22 protein-coding genes are annotated in these 22,501 nt (G+C 62.1%); 14 read left to right on the top strand and 8 right to left on the bottom strand.

The annotated features are described in order from the left end of the window. Positions 1-3: 3 nt before the first annotated feature. Entirely contained in the window at positions 4-936 is a 933-nt protein-coding gene (locus WFM45_RS02320; protein ID WP_015377036.1) for an AEC family transporter, read from the top strand. Here WFM45_RS02320 and WFM45_RS02315 read toward each other — a convergent pair. Beyond that, the gene (locus tag WFM45_RS02315) at positions 896-1,516 is read right to left on the bottom strand and encodes an HD domain-containing protein (protein WP_082996985.1); all 621 of its coding nucleotides are present in this window, start codon (positions 1,514-1,516) and stop codon (positions 896-898) included. The genes WFM45_RS02320 and WFM45_RS02315 overlap by 41 nt on opposite strands. A 158-nt stretch (positions 1,517-1,674) precedes the next feature. On the opposite strand from WFM45_RS02315, the gene WFM45_RS02310 reads away from it, so the two are divergent. The 8 genes from WFM45_RS02310 (at position 1,675) to WFM45_RS02275 (ending at position 10,867) form a co-directional block, all read left to right on the top strand. After that, positions 1,675-2,439: an arylamine N-acetyltransferase family protein gene (locus tag WFM45_RS02310; RefSeq protein WP_060558861.1), complete on the top strand. Its 765-nt coding sequence runs from the start codon at positions 1,675-1,677 to the stop codon at positions 2,437-2,439. A gap of 123 nt (positions 2,440-2,562) precedes the next feature. After that, positions 2,563-3,192, top strand: a complete 630-nt coding sequence (locus tag WFM45_RS02305) for a response regulator transcription factor (RefSeq protein WP_033633858.1) — start codon at positions 2,563-2,565, stop codon at positions 3,190-3,192. After that, the gene (locus WFM45_RS02300) at positions 3,192-4,733 is read left to right on the top strand and encodes an MASE1 domain-containing sensor histidine kinase (RefSeq protein WP_336954378.1); all 1,542 of its coding nucleotides are present in this window, start codon (positions 3,192-3,194) and stop codon (positions 4,731-4,733) included. The genes WFM45_RS02305 and WFM45_RS02300 overlap by 1 nt, the downstream gene beginning before the upstream one ends. Before the next feature lie 66 nt (positions 4,734-4,799). Continuing rightward, positions 4,800-6,122, top strand: coding sequence for an MFS transporter family glucose-6-phosphate receptor UhpC (gene uhpC, locus WFM45_RS02295; RefSeq protein WP_336955668.1), 1,323 nt, complete (start codon positions 4,800-4,802; stop codon positions 6,120-6,122). Further along, positions 6,119-7,150 (top strand): ABC transporter substrate-binding protein, encoded by a 1,032-nt coding sequence (locus WFM45_RS02290; protein ID WP_004939729.1) that lies wholly within the window; start codon positions 6,119-6,121, stop codon positions 7,148-7,150. Before uhpC ends, WFM45_RS02290 begins: the two co-directional genes overlap by 4 nt. A gap of 67 nt (positions 7,151-7,217) precedes the next feature. Then, positions 7,218-9,296: an ABC transporter permease gene (locus WFM45_RS02285; protein WP_033633862.1), complete on the top strand. Its 2,079-nt coding sequence runs from the start codon at positions 7,218-7,220 to the stop codon at positions 9,294-9,296. 11 nt (positions 9,297-9,307) lie between these two features. Beyond that, positions 9,308-10,354, top strand: coding sequence for a ferric ABC transporter ATP-binding protein (gene fbpC, locus WFM45_RS02280; RefSeq protein WP_049239959.1), 1,047 nt, complete (start codon positions 9,308-9,310; stop codon positions 10,352-10,354). Between the two features lie 246 nt (positions 10,355-10,600). After that, positions 10,601-10,867, top strand: a complete 267-nt coding sequence (locus tag WFM45_RS02275; RefSeq protein ID WP_004939738.1) for a hypothetical protein — start codon at positions 10,601-10,603, stop codon at positions 10,865-10,867. A gap of 41 nt (positions 10,868-10,908) precedes the next feature. Here WFM45_RS02275 and dusC read toward each other — a convergent pair whose 3' ends face one another. The 3 genes from dusC to rhlE all read right to left on the bottom strand — a co-directional run bounded on the left by dusC (position 10,909) and on the right by rhlE (position 14,379). Continuing rightward, positions 10,909-11,841, bottom strand: a complete 933-nt coding sequence (gene dusC, locus WFM45_RS02270; protein ID WP_004939740.1) for a tRNA dihydrouridine(16) synthase DusC — start codon at positions 11,839-11,841, stop codon at positions 10,909-10,911. 84 nt (positions 11,842-11,925) lie between these two features. After that, positions 11,926-12,885 (bottom strand): D-2-hydroxyacid dehydrogenase family protein, encoded by a 960-nt coding sequence (locus tag WFM45_RS02265; protein WP_336954372.1) that lies wholly within the window; start codon positions 12,883-12,885, stop codon positions 11,926-11,928. A 114-nt stretch (positions 12,886-12,999) separates the two neighbouring features. Continuing rightward, the gene (gene rhlE, locus WFM45_RS02260) at positions 13,000-14,379 is read right to left on the bottom strand and encodes an ATP-dependent RNA helicase RhlE (protein WP_085336495.1); all 1,380 of its coding nucleotides are present in this window, start codon (positions 14,377-14,379) and stop codon (positions 13,000-13,002) included. A 297-nt stretch (positions 14,380-14,676) separates the two neighbouring features. Between rhlE and cecR the strand changes: the two genes are divergently transcribed. The 5 genes from cecR to WFM45_RS02235 are packed head-to-tail and all read left to right on the top strand — an operon-like array spanning position 14,677 to position 20,395. Then, a complete protein-coding gene (cecR, locus tag WFM45_RS02255) occupies positions 14,677-15,375 on the top strand; it encodes a transcriptional regulator CecR (RefSeq protein WP_021503995.1) in 699 nt (232 codons plus the stop codon). A gap of 18 nt (positions 15,376-15,393) precedes the next feature. Then, positions 15,394-16,380, top strand: a complete 987-nt coding sequence (gene hlyD, locus WFM45_RS02250; protein WP_336954368.1) for a secretion protein HlyD — start codon at positions 15,394-15,396, stop codon at positions 16,378-16,380. Positions 16,381-16,388: 8 nt separating this feature from the next. Then, positions 16,389-18,125 (top strand): ATP-binding cassette domain-containing protein, encoded by a 1,737-nt coding sequence (locus WFM45_RS02245; RefSeq protein WP_336954366.1) that lies wholly within the window; start codon positions 16,389-16,391, stop codon positions 18,123-18,125. After that, positions 18,122-19,276, top strand: a complete 1,155-nt coding sequence (locus WFM45_RS02240; RefSeq protein ID WP_060558846.1) for an ABC transporter permease — start codon at positions 18,122-18,124, stop codon at positions 19,274-19,276. Before WFM45_RS02245 ends, WFM45_RS02240 begins: the two co-directional genes overlap by 4 nt. Before the next feature lie 12 nt (positions 19,277-19,288). Further along, a complete protein-coding gene (locus WFM45_RS02235; RefSeq protein ID WP_260952895.1) occupies positions 19,289-20,395 on the top strand; it encodes an ABC transporter permease in 1,107 nt (368 codons plus the stop codon). A gap of 70 nt (positions 20,396-20,465) precedes the next feature. Here the strand turns inward: WFM45_RS02235 and WFM45_RS02230 are convergent, their stop codons facing one another. From WFM45_RS02230 to moaC, 4 genes are all read right to left on the bottom strand, one after another. Continuing rightward, a complete protein-coding gene (locus WFM45_RS02230) occupies positions 20,466-21,176 on the bottom strand; it encodes a Bax inhibitor-1/YccA family protein (protein WP_004939761.1) in 711 nt (236 codons plus the stop codon). A gap of 130 nt (positions 21,177-21,306) precedes the next feature. Next, positions 21,307-21,774, bottom strand: a complete 468-nt coding sequence (moaE, locus tag WFM45_RS02225) for a molybdopterin synthase catalytic subunit MoaE (protein WP_033633871.1) — start codon at positions 21,772-21,774, stop codon at positions 21,307-21,309. Positions 21,775-21,776: 2 nt separating this feature from the next. Then, a complete protein-coding gene (gene moaD / locus WFM45_RS02220) occupies positions 21,777-22,022 on the bottom strand; it encodes a molybdopterin synthase sulfur carrier subunit (RefSeq protein ID WP_004939768.1) in 246 nt (81 codons plus the stop codon). Next, positions 22,019-22,498 carry a cyclic pyranopterin monophosphate synthase MoaC gene (gene moaC / locus WFM45_RS02215; RefSeq protein WP_016928679.1) on the bottom strand — a complete coding sequence of 160 codons (480 nt, stop codon included), beginning with the start codon at positions 22,496-22,498 and terminating at the stop codon, positions 22,019-22,021. The genes moaD and moaC overlap by 4 nt, the downstream gene beginning before the upstream one ends. Positions 22,499-22,501: the final 3 nt, after the last annotated feature.

Here is a 22,501-nt window from a genome sequence, read left to right as displayed (position 1 = left end):
CCCATGACGACGACTCTCTTTTCTCTGATCCCGGTGATATTTTTAATCGCCATGGGATTCACTCTGCGGCACAAAAACCTGATCGATCGGGCTTTCTGGCTGCCCTGCGAGAAGTTGAACTACTTTTATCTCTTCCCGGCGCTGATGTTTATTCAGGTCGGCAAAGCCGACCTGAGCCAGTTTCCGGTACGGCCGATCGCCCTGTCGGTCCTGGGAGCCGTGTTGATCGGCGCCTTGTCGTTGTACCTCTGGCGAATCTGGCTAAAACAGCCCGGGCCGGTTTTCTCTTCCGTCATACAGGGCGCTCTGCGCCCCAATACCTACATCGGGGTTGCCGCAGCAGCGGCGACTTTCGGCCACACCGGCCTGACGGTGACCTCAATCAGCATCGCCGTCGCCATCCCGCTGTTGAACGTGGCCTCGATTGTCATACTGATGCATTACGGCCAGGGCTCCCGCCCCGGCGGCAGACAGATCGCCAAAGCGCTGGGGAAAAACCCAGTGATCCTTTCGGTCTTGGCCGGTCTGGCCTTCAATGCCAGCGGCTGGTCGCTCGGCACGGCGCTGGAGAACATTCTCACCATTCTCGGCGGCGCCTCTCTGCCGTTGGGGTTGCTGGCGGTCGGCGCGGGGCTGGATATCAAGGCGGCGCGTACGGCACAGGGCCCCGTACTGCAATCGACCTTCGTCAAGTTACTGCTGGTACCGCTGTTGACGCTGGGAATCGGCATCACCCTGGGCATCTCCGGCCCGGTGCTGGCGACTATCGTCCTGTTTAACGCCTTACCCTGTACACCTTCCGCCTACATCATGGCGAAACTGCTGGGCGGCGATCATCGCTTGTCGGCCGGTATCATCACGATCCAAACGTTGCTGGCGGCGGTCACCATTCCTGTTATTTTGCTGTTGACCCAGTTTTCAGCTCATCCAGCTTAAGATGGGCCTCATACTTCCGCCACAACGCGTCGAACCAGCCGTCGTCTCCATGACGATCGTTGATGCGCTCGACCGCTTCCGCACACTGTCGGCGGGCCAAGGCCAACAGGCCGGCCTCGCCCGCCGATAAAACAGCCAATAAGCGCGCCATTTCCACCAGATAGTGACGGGCAAAGGAGACATCGTAATCGGTAATGTTTTTGCTGTTGTCAATCAAGTCGCACAGTTTGATGGTCTGCGCTTCCGCACAGGCCTGCGCGCTGTGCCGCAGATTGGCATTTTTACGGTGCAGACGCTCACCGCCGTAGCTGCGAGGCTGCACGTCGGTCAACATTTCCACATAACGCTCGACCGTCGGACCGAATTCTCGCCGGATATCCGCCAGGGTCACCGCCGTATCTTCTACCGTATCATGCAGCCAGGCAGCGGCGACCATTTCTGGCGTCGGCTTAGCCCGCTGCAGCAAATCCACCACCGCCGCGGGGTGCACGATATACGGCTCCCCGGTGAACTTGCGCCGCTGATTGCAGGCATGGTGAGCGTCATTGGCAAATCGCTGCGCTTTCAAGGTTAAATCCATACTTTCTCCTTATCCATATCGATTCAGTCTAACGGCAGCCATGCTGACATCTGAGTCGATTTGGTTATGAGTTATGCCGACAACGCAGCACGTAATGCGCTCACAAACGCCGCAAAGCCCGCTATTTTATGCCTACTTTTTCTCATGCGAGACACCCTGTGGATACCCAACGCTACCTGCAGCATATCGGCTTTGCCGGCACCGCCCGCCCTGACCTCCCCACGTTGCAACAGCTGCACCATCGCCACATGCTGAGCGTCCCGTTCGAGAACCTGAGCATTATTTATCATCAGGGTATTCAGCTGGCGCCCGAAGCGCTGTTCAGCAAGGTGGTCGAGCGTAACCGCGGCGGTTTCTGTTATGAGCTGAACACGCTGTTCGCCCTGCTGTTGCGGGAGATCGGTTTCAAGGTGAGCTTTATCTCCGGCGAGATCCGCGCGCGCGACGGCCATTTCGGCCCGCCCTACGACCATCTGGCGCTGCGGGTGGATCTGGCGGGGCAGGCCTGGCTGGTGGATGTCGGTTTCGGCGATTCCTTCCTGACGCCGCTGAAGATCGTCGTCGCCGAGCCGCAACCGCAGGCCAGCGGCACTTTCCACCTGGAACGGGAAGGCGACTATTACCTGCTGGAGCGCCGCAACGGCGACCAACGCTCACATGCCAAGACCCTGTATCGCTTTACCGTTCAGCCGCGCGAGTTGCCTGAGTTCGACGAGATGTGCCGATTCCACAGCACCTCGCCGCAGTCGCACTTCACCCAGCGCCTGGTGTGTTCACGGCCGACGGAGCACGGCCGGGTGACCCTCAGCGACATGAAGCTGATCGTGACCGAAGATCACCAGCGCCACGAAACGACGTTGCATTCGGAAGAGGAACGGCGCGCCGTACTGTGGCAGCATTTCGCCATCGATTTGGAGCGTTGACGGCGCCGGCGGTGCCCTTTTATTGCGATTCTGTTACACCGATTGCATAACCGCGCTTGGCTGATTGCCAGCACCGCGGCGGCAGGCATCATAGGGCCATGATTCGGCAACAGAGTGCGAAAAATGATCCGTGTGATACTGGTGGATGACCATGTGGTGGTGCGCTCCGGCTTTGCGCAATTGCTCAGCCTCGAGGACGATCTCGACGTGGTGGGGCAATACAGCAGCGCGGCGGCGGCCTGGCCGGCATTGCTGCGCGACGACGTCAGCGTCGCGGTGATGGACATCGCCATGCCGGATGAAAACGGCCTGAGCCTGTTGAAACGCCTGCGGGCGCAGAAGCCGCAGTTTCGCGCGATCATCCTCAGTATCTATGATACCCCGACCTTCGTGCAGAGCGCGCTGGATGCCGGCGCCAGCGGCTATCTGACCAAACGCTGCGGGCCGGAAGAACTGGTGCAGGCGGTGCGCTCCGTCGATATGGGCGGCCATTACCTGTGCGCCGACGCGCTGCGGGCGCTGCGCGGCGGCGAGCAGCCGGCCACGGCGCTGGAGGCGTTGACCCCGCGCGAGCGCGAGATCTTCGATCTGCTGGTCAAAGGCGACAGCGTAAAGGAGATCGCTTTCAAGCTCGATCTCAGCCATAAAACGGTGCACGTGCATCGCGCCAACGTCCTGGGCAAGCTGCAGTGCAGCAGCACCATTGAACTGGTGCATTTCGCCCTCGACCATCAGCTGCTGGCGGGGCATTGATGTCGCCCCGCTTCCGGCCCTGGGTTATCTCGCTGTTTATCCTGTTGGCCTGGGGCAGCGGTTGGCTGATGCTGTGGACGCTCGGTTTCTACCTGACCCACAACGGCAATCAGGCGGCGCTGTTTCTGCCTCACGGCGTCTATCTCGCGCTGCTGATCCTGCTGGCGCGCCGCTATTGGCCCGCCCTGATAATACCGCCGGTGCTGCTGCTGTTCTGGCTGCACGGCGAACGCCTGCTGAGCGGCTACAGCCTGCTGGCCGCGCCGTTCATCACCCTGCTCCCGGCCGCGCTCGCACAGCGATTCTGGCGCCGTTTTCCACTCTACTGGCAGCGGCTGACGCTGCTGCTGGCCGCAGTGACCGCCGCCTCGCTGCTCAATACCGCCCTGCTTGCGCCTTTCGCGCACAGCCCGGCGATGCTGCTCGGCCTGGCGTCATTTACCGGCGGCGTCTTGCTGACCCCGTTCGTCTACCTGATTTTTGAATTTCTGCGCCAGCAGCACCGCTACCATCTGCTGGGGCTGGACACCAGCAACCCGCCGCTGCGCGCGTCCTTAATCATCTGGTGCAGCCTGTTTTTCGTTATCGGCATCGGCACCCAGATGGTGCTGTCGCCGGAAATCGAACGCCTGCTGCTGATCGTGGTGTTTTTGCCGAACGTGGTGATGGCGTGGAAGTTCGGCTGGCAGGGCGGCGTGCTGTCCGGCCTGCTCGGCAGCATGATGATCACCATCGCGCGGCAGGTCGGCGTGGGGTTCGGCAATCTGGTCGAGCTGGAAATCTTTCTGGCGACGCAGGCGCTGCTCGGCATCGGTCTGGGCATCGCCATCAGCCGTCAGCAGCACCTGGCGCAAAACCTGCACCACTATCGCCGACGCCTGGAAGAAGAGTTGGCGGCTCGGCGGGCGTTGACCGAAAAACTGATCCACACCGAAGAAGACACGCGAAAGAACCTGGCGCGCGAGCTGCACGATGAAATCGGCCAGAACATCACCGCGATTCAAATTCAGTCGCAGCTGGTCAAACGGGCGCGCGATCCGGCGCAAACCCAGGCCGCCGCGAACCAGATAGCCGATCTCGCCCGGCGCATTCATCACTCCACGCGCCAGCTGCTGCGCCAGCTGCGCCCGCCCGCGCTGGACGAGCTGGCGTTCAAAGACGCGCTTCACCACCTGCTGAATGAATTCGCCTTCAGCGAACGGGGCATCCGTTGCCGTTTCGACTATCGACTCATCGACACGCCCGCCGGCGAGACGGTGCGCTTTACCCTCTACCGACTGCTGCAAGAGCTGCTCAACAACGTGTGCAAACACGCCGAAGCCAGCGAAGTCGCCATCGTTTTGTATCAACAGGGGGCACTTTTGCACCTCGAGGTGCGTGACAACGGCATCGGCATCCGGGCGGACAAGGCGCCCGGCCTCGGCATTCAGGGGATGCGCGAACGGGTCAGCGCGCTCGGCGGCGAACTGACGCTGGACACACAGCGCGGCACGCGGGTAATTGTTAACCTGCCCACAAATTTGCAACAAACCGCCGACTAACTAGGAAAAAGTCTTAGCCAGTCCGGACTTTCTCTCATCCCCTTTCCCTTTCACCTTCTTATAGTCATCACCAGGGAGGCGGCTATGCAGACACACTCGGCATCTGAAATCGATCATCGTTACCGCGCGCTGCGCCCGCGACTGCTGCTGTACATGGTCATCGGCTACGCCGCCTTTTACCTGACGCGCAAAAGCGTGAATTACGTGCTGCCGGCGCTGCAAACGGATTTGGGGCTGGATAAAGGGGACATCGGCCTGCTCGGCTCGCTGTTTTACCTGAGCTACGGCCTGTCGAAATTCAGCGCCGGATTGTGGCACGACGGCCACGGGCAGCGCAGGTTTATGGGGATCGGCCTGTTCGCCACCGGCGTGCTGAACGTGGCGTTCGCCTTCGGCGAATCGCTGACGCTGCTGTTGGCGGTCTGGGCGCTGAACGGCTTCTTTCAGGGCTGGGGCTGGCCGCCCTGCGCGCGGCTGCTGACCCACTGGTATTCGCGCAACGAGCGCGGCTTCTGGTGGGGCTGCTGGAATATGTCGATCAACCTCGGCGGCGCGATCGTGCCGCTGATCAGCGCCTTCGCCGCCCAGCGCTGGGGCTGGCAGGCGGCGATGTTGATCCCGGGGGCCGTCAGCATGGCGTTGGGCCTCTGGCTCACGCGGCGGCTGACAGGCACGCCGCAGGAAGAAGGCCTGCCGTCGGTCGGCCGATGGCGTCACGATCCGCTGGAGCTGCGCCAGGAACAGCAAAGCCCGCCAATGGGGCTGTGGCGGATGTTGCGCACCACGATGCTGAAGAACCCGATGATCTGGCTGCTGGGCGTCTCTTACGTGCTGGTCTACCTGATCCGCATCGCCTTGAACGACTGGGGCAATCTGTGGCTGACGGAAAGCCACGGCGTCAACCTGCTCAGCGCCAACGCGACGGTGATGCTGTTCGAGATAGGCGGCCTGCTCGGCGCGCTGTTCGCCGGCTGGGGATCGGATGTGCTGTTCGGCGGGCAGCGCGCGCCGATGATTTTGCTGTTCACGCTCGGGCTGATGGTTTCCGTCGCCGCGCTGTGGCTGGCGCCGGTGCATCACTACGCGCTGCTGGCGGGCTGTTTCTTTACGGTGGGCTTTTTTGTCTTCGGCCCACAGATGTTGATTGGCCTCGCCGCCGTGGAATGCGGGCACAAAGGCGCCGCGGGCTCCATCACCGGCTTTCTCGGCCTGTTCGCCTACCTGGGGGCGGCGCTGGCGGGCTGGCCGCTGTCGCGGGTTATCGAAGGCTACGGCTGGTCGGGCATGTTCAGTTTGCTGTCCATCGCCGCCGTTCTTATGGGTTTATTGCTGATGCCGCTGCTGATGGCGAGCGTTACCACCTCTACCGAGAGAAGGATAAAACAATGAAAAAAACGTGGGTCACTACCCTGATAGCGTCCGGCATCGCGCTGGCGACTCTGAGCGGCGCCGCGCACGCCAAGGGCCGCCTGGTGGTCTACTGCAGCGCCACCAATGAAATGTGCGAAGCGGAAACCAAAGCCTTCGGCGAGAAATATGACGTGAAAACCTCGTTCATCCGCAACGGCTCCGGCAGCACGCTGGCGAAAGTGGATGCCGAGAAGAAGAACCCGCAGGCGGACGTCTGGTACGGCGGCACCCTCGATCCGCAATCCCAGGCCGGTGAAATGGGGCTGCTGCAGCCGTACAAATCGCCGAACCTCGACCAGGTGATGACGCAATTCCGCGATCCGGCCAAGCTGAAAGGCAACTACTCCTCGGCGGTCTACGTCGGCATTCTCGGCTTTGGCGTCAACACCCAGCGCCTGAAAGAGAAAAACCTGCCGGTGCCAAAATGCTGGAAAGACCTGACCAAGCCGGAATACAAGGGCGAGATTCAAATCGCCGATCCGCAAAGCTCCGGCACCGCCTACACCGCGCTGGCGACATTTGCCCAGCTGTGGGGAGACGATCAGGCGTTCGATTACCTCAAGCAGCTGAACGCCAACGTCTCGCAGTACACCAAGTCCGGCATTGCCCCGGCGCGCAACGCCGCCCGCGGTGAAACGGCGATCGGCATCGGTTTCCTGCATGACTATTCGCTTGAAAAGGAACAGGGCGCGCCGCTGGAGCTGATCTCGCCTTGCGAAGGCACCGGCTATGAAATCGGCGGCGTCAGCATCCTCAAAGGCGCGCGCAACCTCGACAACGCCAAACTGTTCGTGGATTGGGTGCTGTCGAAAGAGGCGCAGGAGCTGGCGTGGAAGCAAGGCAAATCCTATCAGATCCTGACCAACACCACCGCCGACACCTCGCCGAACTCGCTGAAGCTCGACGACCTGAAGCTGATCAACTACGACATGGACAAGTACGGCTCGACCGAGGTCCGCAAGGCGCTGATCAACAAATGGGTCAGCGAAGTCAAGATGGGTAAATAAGCCCACATTCTGCGCCTGTTGCCGGGTAAGCCTCACGGCTTGCCCGGCCTGAACATCCGGGAAACTTATGTCACATACACATGCACTCCATCTCGTGAAAAAACGAGATGCGATATTCCTTTGGGTTTTGCTCGGCTGGCTGGCGTTCGCCCTGCTGCCGAGCTGGAGCCTGGATTACGGCCTGCTGGAGTCCACCGGCGAAGAGATCCTCGCGGCCTACGGCTGGTCAAATCGCAATATCAGCTGGCTTTGGTGCCTGCTGCCGAGCCTGCTGCTGCTGCGCCCTTACGCTGCGGCGGGCGGTGAACGGCGGCGGCGCCACGCGTTCGACGCCGGCTGGGCGCTGCTGTGCATGGCCTTTATCGTCGTCAGCGCCACGCTGGCGGGACGCGGTTTAGGCTACGCCACCCTGGTGCAGTTGACCGCGCTGGGCGCCATCATGACGTTGGCGCTGACCCGCCTCGACTGGCTGGGCGGCGACCGCTTCGTTATCGGCGCGCTGGTCACCATCGTGGCGCTGATCGGCGTCTTCATCGTCTGGCCGAGCATCGCGATTTTCATTCCGATGTTCACCGACCAGACGGGCGCCTTCGCGCCGCTGGCGTTTATGAACGTGCTGTCGCAGGCGCACATCGTCCAGGTGATCCTCAACTCCATCGCCCTGTCGATCGCGGTAGGCGCCGGCTGCACCTTCTTCGGCCTGGTGCTGGCGATTTACACCACCCGCATCGCCAGGCGCAGCGCCATTATCGGCCGCATCTTCTCCATCCTGCCCATCGTCACGCCGCCGTTCGTCGTCGGCCTGGGCGTCACGCTGATGATGGGGCGCTCCGGCTACGTGACCGAGTGGATGGTGGCCTGGTTCGGCCTGACCAACACCAACTGGCTGTACGGCTTTACCGGCATCTGGCTGGCGCAGGTGCTGGCGTTCACCCCGATGGCGTTCATGATCCTCGACGGCGCGATCAAGACCATTCATCCTTCGCTGGAAGAGGCCTCCTACACCCTGCGCGCCAGCCGTTGGCAAACCTTTAACGGCGTGTTCGTGCCGCTGCTGAAACCGGCGCTGGCCAACGCGTTTCTGATCGTGGTGGTGCAATCGCTGGCCGACTTCAGCAACCCGCTGGTGCTCGGCGGCAACTTCGACGTGCTGGCGACGCAAATCTATTTCTACATTACCGGTTCACAGCTCGATTATCAGGCCGCCAGCACCCTCGGCGCCTTCCTGCTGCTGTTCTCGCTGTTGGTGTTCTGCATCCAGTATATGTGGATCGGCAAGCGTTCCTACGTCACCGTGTCCGGCAAATCCTATCGCGGCGACGTACAGCCGCTGCCGGTCACGCTGGTATGGAGCGTGATCGCGCTGCTGGCGGTGTGGGTAGCCTTTAACGCCCTGCTTTACGGCAGCATTTTCTACGGCAGCTTCACCGTCAACTGGGGGGTGGATTACACGCTGACGCTGGATAACTTCATCAAGCTGTTCGGCCAGGGCATGAGCGACGGCGCGTGGCCTTCGCTGCTCGATACGCTGCTGTACGCCGGGATCGCCGCGCCGATCACCGCCGCGTTCGGCCTGCTGATCGCCTGGATCGTGGTGCGCCAGCAGTTCAAGGGCAAAAAGACCATCGAGTTCACCACCATGCTGTGCTTTGCGGTGCCGGGCACCGTGGCGGGCGTCTCTTACATTCTCGCCTTTAACGGCGCGCCGGTGTACCTCACCGGCACGGCCGCCATCGTGATTATCTCGATGGTGATGCGCAACGTGCCGGTGGGCATTCGCGCCGGGATCGCCGGGCTGGGCCAGATAGACAAATCGCTGGACGAAGCCTCGCTCAGCCTGCGCGCCGGCTCGCTGCGCACCATCACGCACATCCTGCTGCCGCTGCTGCGCCCGGCGATCCTGTCGGCGCTGATCTACAGCTTCGTGCGCGCCATCACCACCGTCAGCGCCATCGTCTTCCTGGTGACGCCCGATACCCGCGTGGCCACCGCCTACATCCTCAACCGCGTGGAAGACGGCGAATACGGCGTGGCGATCGCCTACGGTTCAATTCTGATCGTGGTGATGCTGGCGATTATTTTCCTCTTTGACTGGCTGATCGGCGAGGCACGCATCTCCCGTTCAAAAGCCAAAAACCAGGCGTAATGGAGCCCATGATGAGCCAGAAAAATTTCGTTGAACTGCGCAACGTCTCCAAACGGTTCGGCAACAACACGGTAATCGATAACATCACGCTCACCATCCCGCGGGGGCAAATGGTGACGCTGCTCGGCCCTTCCGGCTGCGGCAAGACCACCATTTTGCGCCTGGTCGCCGGGCTGGAAAAGCCGAGCGACGGGCAGATATTCATTGATGGTGAAGACGTTACCCATCGTTCCATCCAGCAGCGTGATATCTGCATGGTGTTCCAGTCTTATGCCCTGTTCCCGCATATGTCGCTGGGGGAAAACGTCGGCTATGGCCTGAAGATGCTCGGCATCCCGCGCGCCGAAGTGAAAGCGCGCGTGCAGGAAGCGCTGGCGATGGTGGACTTGGCGGGGTTTGACGATCGCTATGTCGATCAGATCTCCGGCGGCCAACAGCAGCGCGTGGCCCTGGCGCGCGCGCTGATCCTCAAGCCGAAAGTGCTGCTGTTCGACGAGCCGTTGAGCAACCTCGACGCCAACCTGCGCCGCAGCATGCGTGAAAAGATCCGCGAGCTGCAAAAGCAGTTTGATATCACGTCGCTGTACGTCACCCACGATCAGAGCGAGGCTTTTGCGGTCTCCGACACCGTACTGGTGATGAATAAAGGGCATATCATGCAGATGGGCTCGCCACAGGATCTCTATCGGCAGCCCGCCTCGCGCTTTATGGCGAGCTTTATGGGGGACGCCAACCTGTTCCCGGCCAGCTTCAGCGCCGACCATGTCGATATCAGCGGCTATCGTCTGCCGCGCCCCGCGCACTTTGCCGCCCAAGGCGCCGGCACGGTGGGCGTGCGCCCGGAGGCGATCACGCTGAGCGAGCATGGTGATGAAAGCCAGCGCTGCGTGATCGAACATGTCGCCTACATGGGGCCGCAGTATGAGGTGACGGTGGCGTGGCACGGGCAGCAGATTTTGCTGCAGGTCAACGCCACCCGCCTGCAGCCGAACGTCGGCGAGCGCTATTATCTGGAAATTCACCCCTACGGCATGTTTATGCTGGCGGACGCGGCATAATAAGCATCACTCTTAAGCGTTAGAATAACGGTCATCCCGTATGGGATGGCCGGAAATAATCGCCAAAAATACCGTATTTATCTATTTTTACAATTCCACCCAAGTCCTTGTTCAGCCGAATAATAAATATAGCCGCATTCATTGAAAAATAACCAACAAGGCCACCGAGGGTGATATTTTTATTTGGATAGGGTAAGCTTAGTCCCGCAGTCGAAATTATTTAACGGCCAACTCAAGGAGAAATTCATGAGCAACAATGCAAACGCACAGGCGCAGCTGGATAATTTACGCAACGTCGCTTCCCAGCTGAAAGAAATGCGCCACTATGCACAGGCGAATACCGAGACGCTCTCCGCACACTGGCTGGCCTTCGATCAGGGGGAATGCAAAAATAAGGCATTCGCCGAAGCCATTAACGACCTGTTGAATAAACAGGGCGCCTGTCTGGAAGGGCTGGAAAAAACCATTCAGGATATCGAGATAGAATTGAACCGTCTCGACAAAGCCGCCTGATAATACCAATTTAAATAAACCCGCCGCGCGCGGGTTTATTTTTAGCTGCGGCAGATGACGCGCGCAATATCCCCGGATGTCGTCAGCGCGCGTATTTCGCTGAACAGTTCGGTGGCTTCGTCATATTCTTTGCGCAAATAGCCCAACCACTGTTTGATGCGCGCCACGTGATACAGGCCGGTGTCGCCCTGCTTTTCCAGATGAACATATTTTTGCAGCAGCTCAACCACCTGCGGCCAGGGCATGCGCGGTTCGTTGTACTTCACCACCCGGCTCAGATTTGGCACGTTGAGCGCGCCGCGCCCCAGCATGATGGCGTCGCAGCCGGTCGCCTGCAGGCAATCCTGCGCGCTCTGGTGATCCCAGATCTCGCCGTTGGCGACAACCGGGATGCTGAGCCGCTGACGGATCTCGCCGATCGCCGCCCAGTTGATGCGATCCGCCTTGTAGCCGTCCTCTTTGGTGCGGCCGTGCACCGTCAGCTCACTGGCGCCCGCCTGCTGCACCGCATCGGCGATTTCAAAGCTGCGATTGGAGGAGTCCCAGCCCAGGCGCACCTTCACCGTGACCGGCAGATGGGCCGGCACCGCCGCGCGCATCGCTTTGGCGCCCTGGTAGATCAATTCCGGATCTTTGAGCAGCGTCGCCCCGCCGCCGCTGCCATTCACCAGTTTGGACGGGCAGCCGCAGTTGAGATCGACGCCGTAAGAGCCCAATTCCACCGCACGCGCGGCGTTTTCCGCCAGCCACTGCGGATACTGCCCCAGCAGCTGTACCCGCACCAGCGTGCCCGACGGCGTGCGGCTGGCGTGACGCAGTTCCGGGCACAGCCGGTAGAACGACTTGGCCGGCAGCAGCTGATCGACCACGCGCAAAAATTCGGTGATGCACAGATCGTAGTCGTTCACTTCGGTGAGTAACTCACGCACCAAAGAGTCGAGAACGCCCTCCATCGGAGCCAATAATACGCGCATGACCAATCCCAGCTAAAAAAAGACCCGCAATGATACGGGTGAATGCCCGCGCCAGACAAGCCTCAGCGGGCATTAAAAATGCCGTCAGCCCAGCCGGCGGATCGGTTGGCCGGCAAGGAACGCCGCAATGTCCTCGACCGCCTCGGTGAAGTAGGCGCGGTAATTGTCGTCCGCCACGTAACCCACATGCGGCGTCGCCAGCACGTTGGGCAACTGGCGAAACACGTCGTCGGCCGGCAGCGGCTCCGTCTCGAACACGTCCAGCCCGGCGCCGGCGATCTTCCGCTGTTGCAGGACGTCCACCAACGCCGCCCGATCGACGATGCCTGCGCGCGAGGTATTGATCAGGTACGCGGTGGGCTTCATCGCCGCCAATTCATCACGCCCCACCAACCCGCGGCTGCGATCGCTCAGCACCAGGTGAATGGAGACAAAATCGCTCTGCTCAAACAGCGCCCGCTTGGACGGCGTCAGCTCAGCGCCCTCCTGCGCCGCCCGTTCCGCCGTCAGGTTCTGGCTCCAGGCCAGCACCCGCATGCCGAACGCCTGCGCCACCCGGGCCATCTGGCCACCGATCTTGCCCAGCCCCAGCAGCCCCAGCGTCTTGCCCTGCAGCGTGACGCCCAAGCCCAGCTGCCACGGGCCATTGTTTTGCAGCCCGACGCTTTCCGGCACGATATGCTTCGCCAGCCCGAGCAGCAGCGCCCAGCTCAGTTCCATCGGCGCGGCCGAGCCGCTGGCGGTGCCGCACACCACCACGCCGCGCTCGGCGGCGGCGGCCAGATCGATAGCGGCGTTGCGCATGCCGGAGGTGATCAGCAGCTTCAGCTTCGGCAGCCGCGCCAGCAGCGAGGCGGTCATCGGCGTGCGCTCGCGCATGATGACCAAAATGTCGCATTCCTGCAGATGCACCGCCAGCTCCGCTTCATCGGTAAAGTGCGCGCTGATGGCCGACACCTCCACCCGATCGGCCAGCGCCGACCAGTCCGCCATCTTGAGCGCCACCTGCTGGTAATCATCGAGAATTGCGCACTTCAATTTCATCTCCGTCTCCTGGAATCTAGGGGTAGCCACCGTCCAGCCTAGTACGAAAATGCCGTTCCGCCAGGCAAAAAAAAAGCCGCCCGTATCGGCGGCTTACTCTTTGAGCAATCAGGCTTATTCGGCCGGTTTGCGGCTGCGCGGGCGGCGCGAAGACGGCGCACCGGAACGACGCTGGCCATCACCCTGCGGGCGGGCATTACCGTTGCCGTTGCCGCGGTTTTCACGCTGGCCGCCGTTCGCGTTACCGCTGCGCTGACCGCCGCCGTTACCGGAACGCTGGCCGCCGCCGTTGCCGCGCGGCGCGCCGCGCCCGCCACCCTGACGACCGTTGATGATCGGCTCGGCCTTGATGGTCGGATCCGGCTCGTAGCCCGGCAGCGCAATGCGCGGAATTTCACGCTTCAGCAGACGCTCGATGTCGCGCAGCAGCTTGTGCTCATCCACACACACCAGCGAGATAGCTTCGCCGGTGCGCTCCGCACGGCCGGTACGGCCGATACGGTGCACATAGTCTTCCGGCACGTTAGGCAGCTCGTAGTTCACCACGTGCGGCAGCTGGTCGATATCCAGACCGCGCGCCGCGATGTCGGTCGCCACCAGCACGCGGATGCGGCCGTCTTTGAAATCGGCCAGCGCGCGGGTACGGGCGCCCTGGCTCTTGTTGCCGTGGATCGCCGCGGCGGTGATGCCGTCTTTGTTCAGCTGTTCCGCCAGATGGTTGGCGCCGTGCTTGGTGCGGGTAAACACCAGCACCTGTTTCCAGTCGCCTTCGCCGATCATCTGCGACAGCAGTTCCCGCTTACGCTTCTTGTCGACGAAGTGCACGCTCTGCTCAATCTGCTCGGACGCGGTGTTGCGGCGCGCCACTTCCACCGAGGCCGGGTTATGCAGCAGCTTGTTGGCCAGCGCCTTGATGTCGTCGGAGAAGGTCGCGGAGAACAGCAGGTTCTGGCGCTTGGCCGGCAGCTTGGCCAGCACGCGGCGGATGTCGTGGATAAAGCCCATGTCCAGCATGCGGTCCGCTTCATCCAGCACCAGAATTTCGATTTTGGACAGGTCAACCGCGTTCTGATGCTCCAGATCCAGCAGACGGCCCGGCGTCGCCACCAGGATATCGACGCCGCCGCGCAGCTTCATCATCTGCGGGTTGATGCTCACGCCGCCAAACACCACCAGCGAACGCAGGCGCAGGTGTTTGCTGTAGGCATCGACGTTTTCGCCGATCTGCGCCGCCAGCTCACGGGTTGGCGTCAGGATCAGCGCGCGCACCGGGCGACGGCCCTTGACCGGATGGTCATGCTTGCTCAGCAGCTGCAACAGCGGCAGGGTAAAACCGGCGGTTTTACCGGTGCCGGTCTGGGCGCTGGCCATCAGGTCACGACCTTCAAGCACGACAGGGATAGCCTGACGCTGGATTGGCGTCGGTTCGCGATAGCCCTGTTCTTCAACAGCGCGCACAATTTCAGCACTTAAGCCGAGGGTTTCAAATGACATAAAGAGAAAAACTCCAGATCCCCCCTAACCTAACGGTGTTCGGTGCAGTTTCCTGGGAGGATGATCAGACGGGGCATTAAGCATGACCACGAGGGATTGGCACAAACTGCAGTGCACCAGGCGGCGATTGTAACAGAAGTCGCGCAATAAAAAGCACTTTTACGCACCCAGAGCACAATCTGCCGTAAATTCAGCATTGTCTGAAGCCGATCACATAACTCATTGTGGTTAGCGGTTGCGTTTTAGACAATCTGGCATAAAGTTAATCATATGATTGATTAACTTCGAGCGTGACCCATGCCAGCTTCCGTACCTCATCAGGCCGCCGGCCGGGCGCGCGGCGAGCAAACGCGCCGGCAACTGCTCGCCGCGGCGACCGAACTGTTCGGCGAATTCGGCCTGCAGGGCGCCACCACGCGCGATATCGCCCAGCGCGCCGGCCAGAACATCGCCGCCATCACCTACTACTTCAGCTCCAAAGAGGGGCTGTATCTGGCCGTGGCGCAGTCGCTCGCCGATTTCATCCAGCAGGCGTTCGCCCCGTTGGCCGAAGAGGTCGATCGCTTTGGGCAAGAAGCGCCCGAACAACGCTCACCCGACGCGGCGCTGCGCTTGCTGCAGCGCGGCCTGCTGGCCTTCAGTGAGCTGATGACCCAGCCGCACACGCTGAACCTGAGCAAAATCATGTCGCGCGAACAGCTCGCCCCGACCGAGGCCTATCCGCTGATCCACCGCCAGGTGATCGCGCCGATGCACGAGCGGCTGTGCCGCCTGCTGTCTGCCGCCACCGGCATTGACGAGCACGCCACTCGCCTGGTGCTGCATACCCACGCGCTGATCGGCGAGGTGCTGTCGTTCCGCGTAGCGCGAGAGACCATCCGCCGCCAGGCCGGCTGGCAAGAGATTGGTGAAAGTGAAGCTGCGCAGATCGCGGCGGTGCTGAGCGAGCATATCGAGATTTTGGTTATTGGGCTGCGCCAACGTCACGGCGCGTAAATTCAGGCAGGGAGTGTTATGAACAAAAAACGCAGTGCCTTGATCGTGTTGTTAATTCTGCTGATCGCGGCCGCCGCTTACGCGGTCTGGCATTACCAACAGCAGCAGGATAAGCCGCTGACGCTGTACGGCAACGTCGATATCCGCACGGTCAACCTCGGCTTCCGCGTCGACGGCCGCCTGGCGTCGCTGACGGTGGATGAAGGCGATGCCGTTCAGCCGGGCCAGCTGCTCGGCAAACTGGACGATGCCCCCTATCGCAACGCACTGCAGCAGGCCGAGGCCAACGTCGGCAGCGCGCGCGCCAAACTGTCGCTGCTGCAGGCCGGCTATCGCAGCGAAGAGATCGCCCAGGTGCAGTCAGAAATGGCGCAGCGCCAGTCCGCCTTCGCCTACGCCGACAGCTTCCTGAAGCGCCAGCAAGGGCTGTGGGCGAAAAACGCCACGTCCGCCGACGCGCTGGAAGATGCGCGCACCGCCCGCAATCAGGCGCAGGCCAATCTGCAGGCGGCGAAGGACAAGCTGTCGCAATACCGCAGCGGCAATCGCCCGCAAGAGATTGAACAGGCCAAGGCCGAGGTGGCACAAAGCGAAGCGGCGCTGGCGCAGGCGCAATTGAATCTGCAAGACGCCACGCTGGTCTCCCCGTCCGCCGGCACGGTGCTGACCCGCGCGGTGGAGCCGGGCACCATGCTCAGCGCCGGCGGCACAGTATTCACCCTGTCGCTGACCCGGCCGGTGTGGGTGCGCGCCTACGTCAACGAGACCAGCCTGAACCAGGCGGTGCCCGGCACCGAGCTGGAAATTTACACCGACGGCCGCCCCGGCAAGCCTTACCACGGCAAGATCGGTTTCGTCTCGCCGACCGCGGAATTCACGCCGAAAAGCGTTGAAACGCCGGATCTGCGCACCGATCTGGTGTACCGCCTGCGGGTGATCGTCACCGACGCCGACGATGCGCTGCGTCAGGGCATGCCGGTCACCCTGCGCTTCGCCAAACCCTGAGGCCGGCCATGGAACAGGCGCACACCATCGAGTTGGAAGGGCTGGAAAAGCGCTTCCCGTCGCTTGAGAAACCGGCGGTCGCCAGCCTGACCACCACCCTGCGCAGCGGCGCGGTGATCGGGCTGGTCGGCCCGGACGGCGCCGGCAAAACCACCCTGCTGCGCATGCTGGCCGGGCTGCTGCAGCCCAGCAGCGGCAAGCTGCGGGTCGCCGGGCTGGATCCGATCGCGCAGGATCGTCAACTGCATGCGATCCTCGGCTACATGCCGCAGAAGTTCGGGCTGTATGAGGATCTGACGGTGATGGAGAACCTGACGCTGTACGCCGATCTGCGCGGCGTCACCGGCGATCTGCGGCGCCAGACCTTCGAACGGCTATTGAAATTCACCGATCTGATCCGCTTCACCGAGCGCCTTGCGGGCAAGCTGTCCGGTGGCATGAAGCAAAAACTGGGACTGGCCTGCACGCTGGTGGGCGAACCCCAGGTGCTGCTGCTGGATGAGCCGGGCGTCGGCGTCGATCCTATCTCGCGCCGCGAGCTGTGGCGCATGGTGCACGAGCTGGCCAACGACGGCATGTTGATCCTGTGGAGCACCTCTTATCTCGACGAGGCCGAGCAGTGCCGCGAAGTGCTGTTGCTCAACGAGGGTGAGCTGCTGTTCAGCGGCGCGCCGCAGGATCTGACCCAGCGCATGGCCGGACGCACGGTGTTGATCGCCGCGCCGCCCGGCAGCCATCGATCGTTGCTGCAGCGGGCGATCTGCCTGCCGGCGGTCACCGACGGCGTGATCCAGGGCAAATACCTGCGCCTGATCCTGAAAGAAGGCGAAGATCACCGGCAGCTGCTGCAGGCGCTGGATCTGCCGGACGCCGAACTGGACGAAGCGGATCCGCGCTTCGAGGATGCGTTTATCGATCTGCTCGGCGGCGGCCCCAACCATCGCTCGGCGCTGGCGGAGATCATGCCGACCGTCAACGGTGAAAGCGGCGAAACGGTGATCGAAGCGGTGCAGCTGACCAAAAAATTCGGCGACTTCGCCGCCACCGATCACGTCGACTTTCAGGTGCGGCGCGGAGAAATCTTCGGCCTGCTCGGCCCGAACGGCGCCGGCAAGTCCACCACCTTCAAAATGATGTGCGGCCTGCTGGTGCCGTCCGGCGGCAAGGCACTGGTGCTGGGGATGGATCTGAAGACCAGCTCCGGCAAGGCGCGCCAACGCCTCGGCTACATGGCGCAAAAATTCTCGCTGTACGGCAACCTGACGGTGGCGCAGAACCTGAAGTTCTTCTCCGGCGTCTACGGCCTGAGCGGCAAGGCGCAGCGCGACAAAATCGACGAGATGTCGCGCGCCTTCAACTTCGCGCCGATCCTCGATCAGACGCCGGACGCGCTGCCGCTCGGCTTCAAACAGCGCCTGGCGCTGGCCTGCGCGCTGATGCACGAACCGGATATTCTGTTCCTCGACGAACCGACTTCCGGCGTCGATCCGCTGACGCGGCGCGAGTTCTGGCTGCACATCAACGGCATGGTCGACAAGGGCGTCACGGTGATGGTGACCACCCACTTTATGGACGAGGCGGAATACTGCGACCGCATCGGCCTGGTATATCGCGGCAAGATCATCGCCGCCGGCACGCCGGACGATCTCAAACAACAGGTGGCGCGCGACGACAATCCCAGCCCTTCGATGGAGCAGGCGTTTATCGAGCTGGTGCAGGGCTACGACGAGGAGGAAACGCGGTGAGCGATAACCTACCCCCAATCGACGACGGCGGCTTCTCCTGGCGCCGGCTGCGGGCGCTGTGCCTGAAGGAAACGCGGCAGATACTGCGCGATCCCAGCAGCGGCCTGATCGCCTTCGTCATCCCGCTGATGCTGCTGTTTATCTTCGGCTACGGCATCAACCTGGACTCCAGCAAGCTGCATCTGGGCATTCTGATGGAGCAACAGAGCGAAGACGCGCGCGATCTGGCCCACGCCTTCGCCGGTTCACCCTATATCGAACCGACCATCAGCGATAACCGCCAGCAGCTGATCCAGCAGATGCAGGCCGGCACGATCCGCGGCCTGGTGGTGATCCCGGTGGATTTCGACCAGCGCATGGCGCGCCCGCACGACAGCGCCCCTATCCAGGTGATCACCGACGGCAGCGAGCCGAACACCGCCAACTTCGTGCAGGGCTATGCCCAGGGCGTATGGCAAGTTTGGCAGCAGCAACGCGCCGCCGATCGGGGGAGCAGCGACAAGCCGCTGATTGACGTGCAGATGCGCTACTGGTTCAACCCGGCGGCCATCAGCCGGCACTACATCATTCCCGGCGCCATCACCATCATCATGACGGTGATCGGCGCCATTCTCACCTCGCTGGTGATCGCCCGCGAATGGGAGCGCGGCACCATGGAGGCTCTGCTGTCCACCCAGGTGACGCGCAGCGAGCTGCTGCTCTCCAAGCTGATCCCATATTACTTCCTCGGCATGATCGCCATGGCGCTGTGCATGGCGGTGGCGGTCTGGGTGCTCGGCGTGCCCTATCGCGGTTCGCTGCCGATCCTGCTGCTGATCAGCAGCCTGTTCCTCGCCAGCACCCTCGGCATGGGCCTGCTGATCTCCACCCTCACCCGCAACCAGTTCAACGCGGCGATGGTGGCGCTGAACGCCGCCTTTCTGCCGTCGATCATGCTGTCCGGCTTCATTTTCCAAATCGACAGCATGCCGGCCATCGTGCGCGCGGTGACCTACATCATTCCGGCGCGTTACTTCGTCAGCACGCTGCAAACGCTGTTCCTGGCGGGCAACGTCGGCACCGTGCTGGCGATCAATCTGCTGTTCCTGATCGCTTCCGCCGTGGTGTTCATCGGCCTGACGGCCTGGAAAACCCAGCGCCGGCTGGATTAAGGAGAAAGAGCGATGTTTCACCGTCTGTTGACGCTTATCATCAAGGAAATGCAGGCGCTGCTGCGCGATCCGCAAACCCGCGCCATCCTGATCATGCCGGTGATCCTGCAGGTGCTGCTGTTCCCGTTCGCCGCGACGCTGGAAGTCACCAACGCCACCATCGCGGTCTACAGCGAGGACAGCGGCCAGGCATCGGTGGAGCTGACCCAACGCTTCGCCAAGGCCAAAGCCTTCTCCCATGTGCTGCTGCTGCGCAATCCGCAGGAAATAAAGACCACCATCGACAACCAGCGGGCGCTACTGCTGATCCGCTTCCCGGCGCAGTTCTCGCGCGATATCGCCGCCGGCAACACCGCGCCGCTGCAGTTGCTGCTCGACGGGCGCAACTCCAACAGCGCGCAGATCGCCGCCAACTACGTGCAGCAGATCGTGCAGGAATATCAGAACGAGCTGCTCGGCAACCGCGCCAAACCCAACAACAGCGAACTGGTGGTGCGCAACTGGTATAACCCGAATCTGGACTACAAATGGTTTGTGGTGCCGTCGCTGATCGCCATGATCACCACCATCGGCGTGCTGATCGTCACCTCGCTGTCGGTGGCGCGCGAACGCGAACAGGGCACGCTGGAACAGCTGCTGGTCTCGCCGCTCACCACCTGGCAGATCTTTACCGGCAAGGCGGTGCCGGCGCTGATCGTCGCCAGCTTCCAGTCCAGCATCGTGCTGTTGATCGGCATCTTCCTGTACCAGATCCCGTTCGCCGGATCGCTGTTGCTGTTCTATGCCACCATGCTGCTCTACGGGCTGTCGCTGGTCGGTTTCGGCCTGCTGATCTCGTCGCTGTGCGCCACTCAGCAGCAGGCGTTTATCGGCGTGTTCGTGTTCATGATGCCGGCGATCCTGCTCTCGGGGTATGTCTCGCCGGTGGAGAATATGCCGGTGTGGCTGCAGGATCTGACCTGGGTGAACCCGATACGCCACTTCACCGACATCACCAAGCAGATCTACCTGAAGGACGCCAGCTTCAGCATTATCTGGCGCAGCCTGTGGCCGCTGCTGGTGATCACCGCCACCACCGGCAGCGCCGCCTACGCGCTGTTCCGCCGCAAGATCGCATAAAAAAAGCTCTGCATATCACATGCAGAGCTTTTTGATCGCCAAATACCCTAAGGCATGAAAGACGACGGATTTAGCGGCGGTTGCCGAAAATGCGCAGCAACATCAGGAACAGGTTGATGAAGTCGAGATACAGCGTCAGCGCGCCGACGATGGCGTACTTGCGGAAGCCGTCTTTATCATCGGCGTTCAGCTGCTCGCCCATCGCCTTGAGTTTCTGCGTGTCGTACGCGGTCAGGCCGACGAACACCACCACCCCGATGTAGGTAATCGCCCACATCAGCGCGGTGCTTTTCAGCCAGATGTTCACCAGCGAAGCCAGCACGATGCCGATCAATGCCATGAACAGCATGCTGCCGAAGCCGCTCAGATCGCGCTTGGTGGTGTAGCCGTACAGGCTCATGGCGCCGAACATGCCGGCGGTGACCACGAAGGTGCTGGCGATCGAGCTGTAGGTATAAGCGATGAAGATGCTCGACAGCGTCAGCCCGGTCAGCGCCGAGTAGAGCATGAACAGCGAGGTGGCCACCGCGCCGCTCAGGCGGTTGACCATGCCGGAAATCACGAACACCAGCGCCAACTGGGCGATGATCAGACCGAAGAAGGTGATCTGACTGGAGAAGATGAAGTTAAGGATCGCGGGCGTATTGGCCGCATACCAGGAAACGAACGCCGTCAGCAGAAGACCGCAGGTCATCCAGCCGTAAACCTGCGCCATGTAGGCCTGAATGCCGCTGTTGGCACGTTCGACGATTGAACCATTAGAGCGTGGATATCGGTCCATGACGGTTACCTTTTGCGTTGTAAACAAGATTCCGAAGCCCCGCGAACGGGGCTTCGCCTGCTATAAGCGTACCACAGAATAGGCCGCGCGAAAGCGGCAAAGGTCTTGATTTGTTTCCGCTGTTGACGCGTTATTTAGCCGCGTCGTGCCAGCGCTGCGCGGCCTCGCGATCGCTGTCGCGAGCGTCCACCCAACGATCGCCCTGGCCGGTCGCTTCGCGCTTCCAGAACGGCGCGCGGGTCTTCAGGTAGTCCATGATGAACTCGCTGGCGGCGAACGCCATGCCGCGGTGCGCGCCGGTCACGCCAACGAACACGATCTCGTCGCCGGGATACAACGCGCCGACGCGGTGGATCACCGTCACGCGCTGCAGCGGCCAGCGGCTGCGCGCCTCGGCCACGATCTCCGCCAGCGCCTTCTCGGTCATGCCGGGGTAGTGTTCCAGCGTCAGCGCGCTGACGTCGTCCCCGAGGTTATGGTTGCGCACCTTGCCGGTGAAGGTCACCACCGCGCCGTCGGCGTCGCACTGCGCCAGCCACTGATACTCGTCGCCGACGTTGAACGGCGCTTCGCCCACGCGAATGCGGGTGTTTTCCATGCTTACCCCCCGGTGACCGGCGGGAAGAAGGCCACTTCATCGCCGGCGCGCAGCGGGTGATCCGCCGCCACCAGCGACTGATTGACCGCCGCCAGCAGCTTGCCGGACTCCAGCGCCAGCGCCCAGCGATCGCCGCGCGCGCACAGCGCCTGACGCAACGCCTCAACGGTGGGATAATCCGCCGGCATCGACAGCGCGCCGGTGCCCACCAGTTCGCGCACCTGCGCGAAGAAAAGAATATCGATCATGCGTTCACCTTAAAATCGCCGGATTTGCCGCCGCTTTTCGCCAGCAGGCGCACCGGGCCGATCACCATGTCTTTCTGTACCGCTTTGCACATGTCATAGATGGTCAATGCCGCCACCGAGGCGGCGGTCAGCGCCTCCATCTCGACGCCGGTTTTGCCGGTCAGCCGGCAGCAGGTTTCGATGCGCACCCGGCTGTGCTGCGTCTGCGCCTCCAGCTGCACTTCGACTTTGCTCAACATCAGCGGGTGGCACAGCGGGATCAGTTCCCAGGTGCGTTTGGCCGCCTGAATGCCGGCGATGCGCGCCGTGGCGAACACGTCGCCCTTGTGATGGCTGCCGTCGACGATCATCGCCAGCGTGGCGGGCAGCATCTCGACGAAGGCTTCGGCGCGCGCCTCGCGCACCGTTTCGGCCTTGGTGGAAACGTCGACCATATGGGCTTCGCCGGCGGCGTTAATATGGGTTAGCTGTGTCATGAC

The sequence above is a fragment of the Serratia sp. KG1D genome (assembly GCF_037150675.1).
Lineage (GTDB): Bacteria > Pseudomonadota > Gammaproteobacteria > Enterobacterales > Enterobacteriaceae > Serratia > Serratia nematodiphila.
This window is presented reverse-complemented; position numbering and strand designations above follow the sequence as displayed.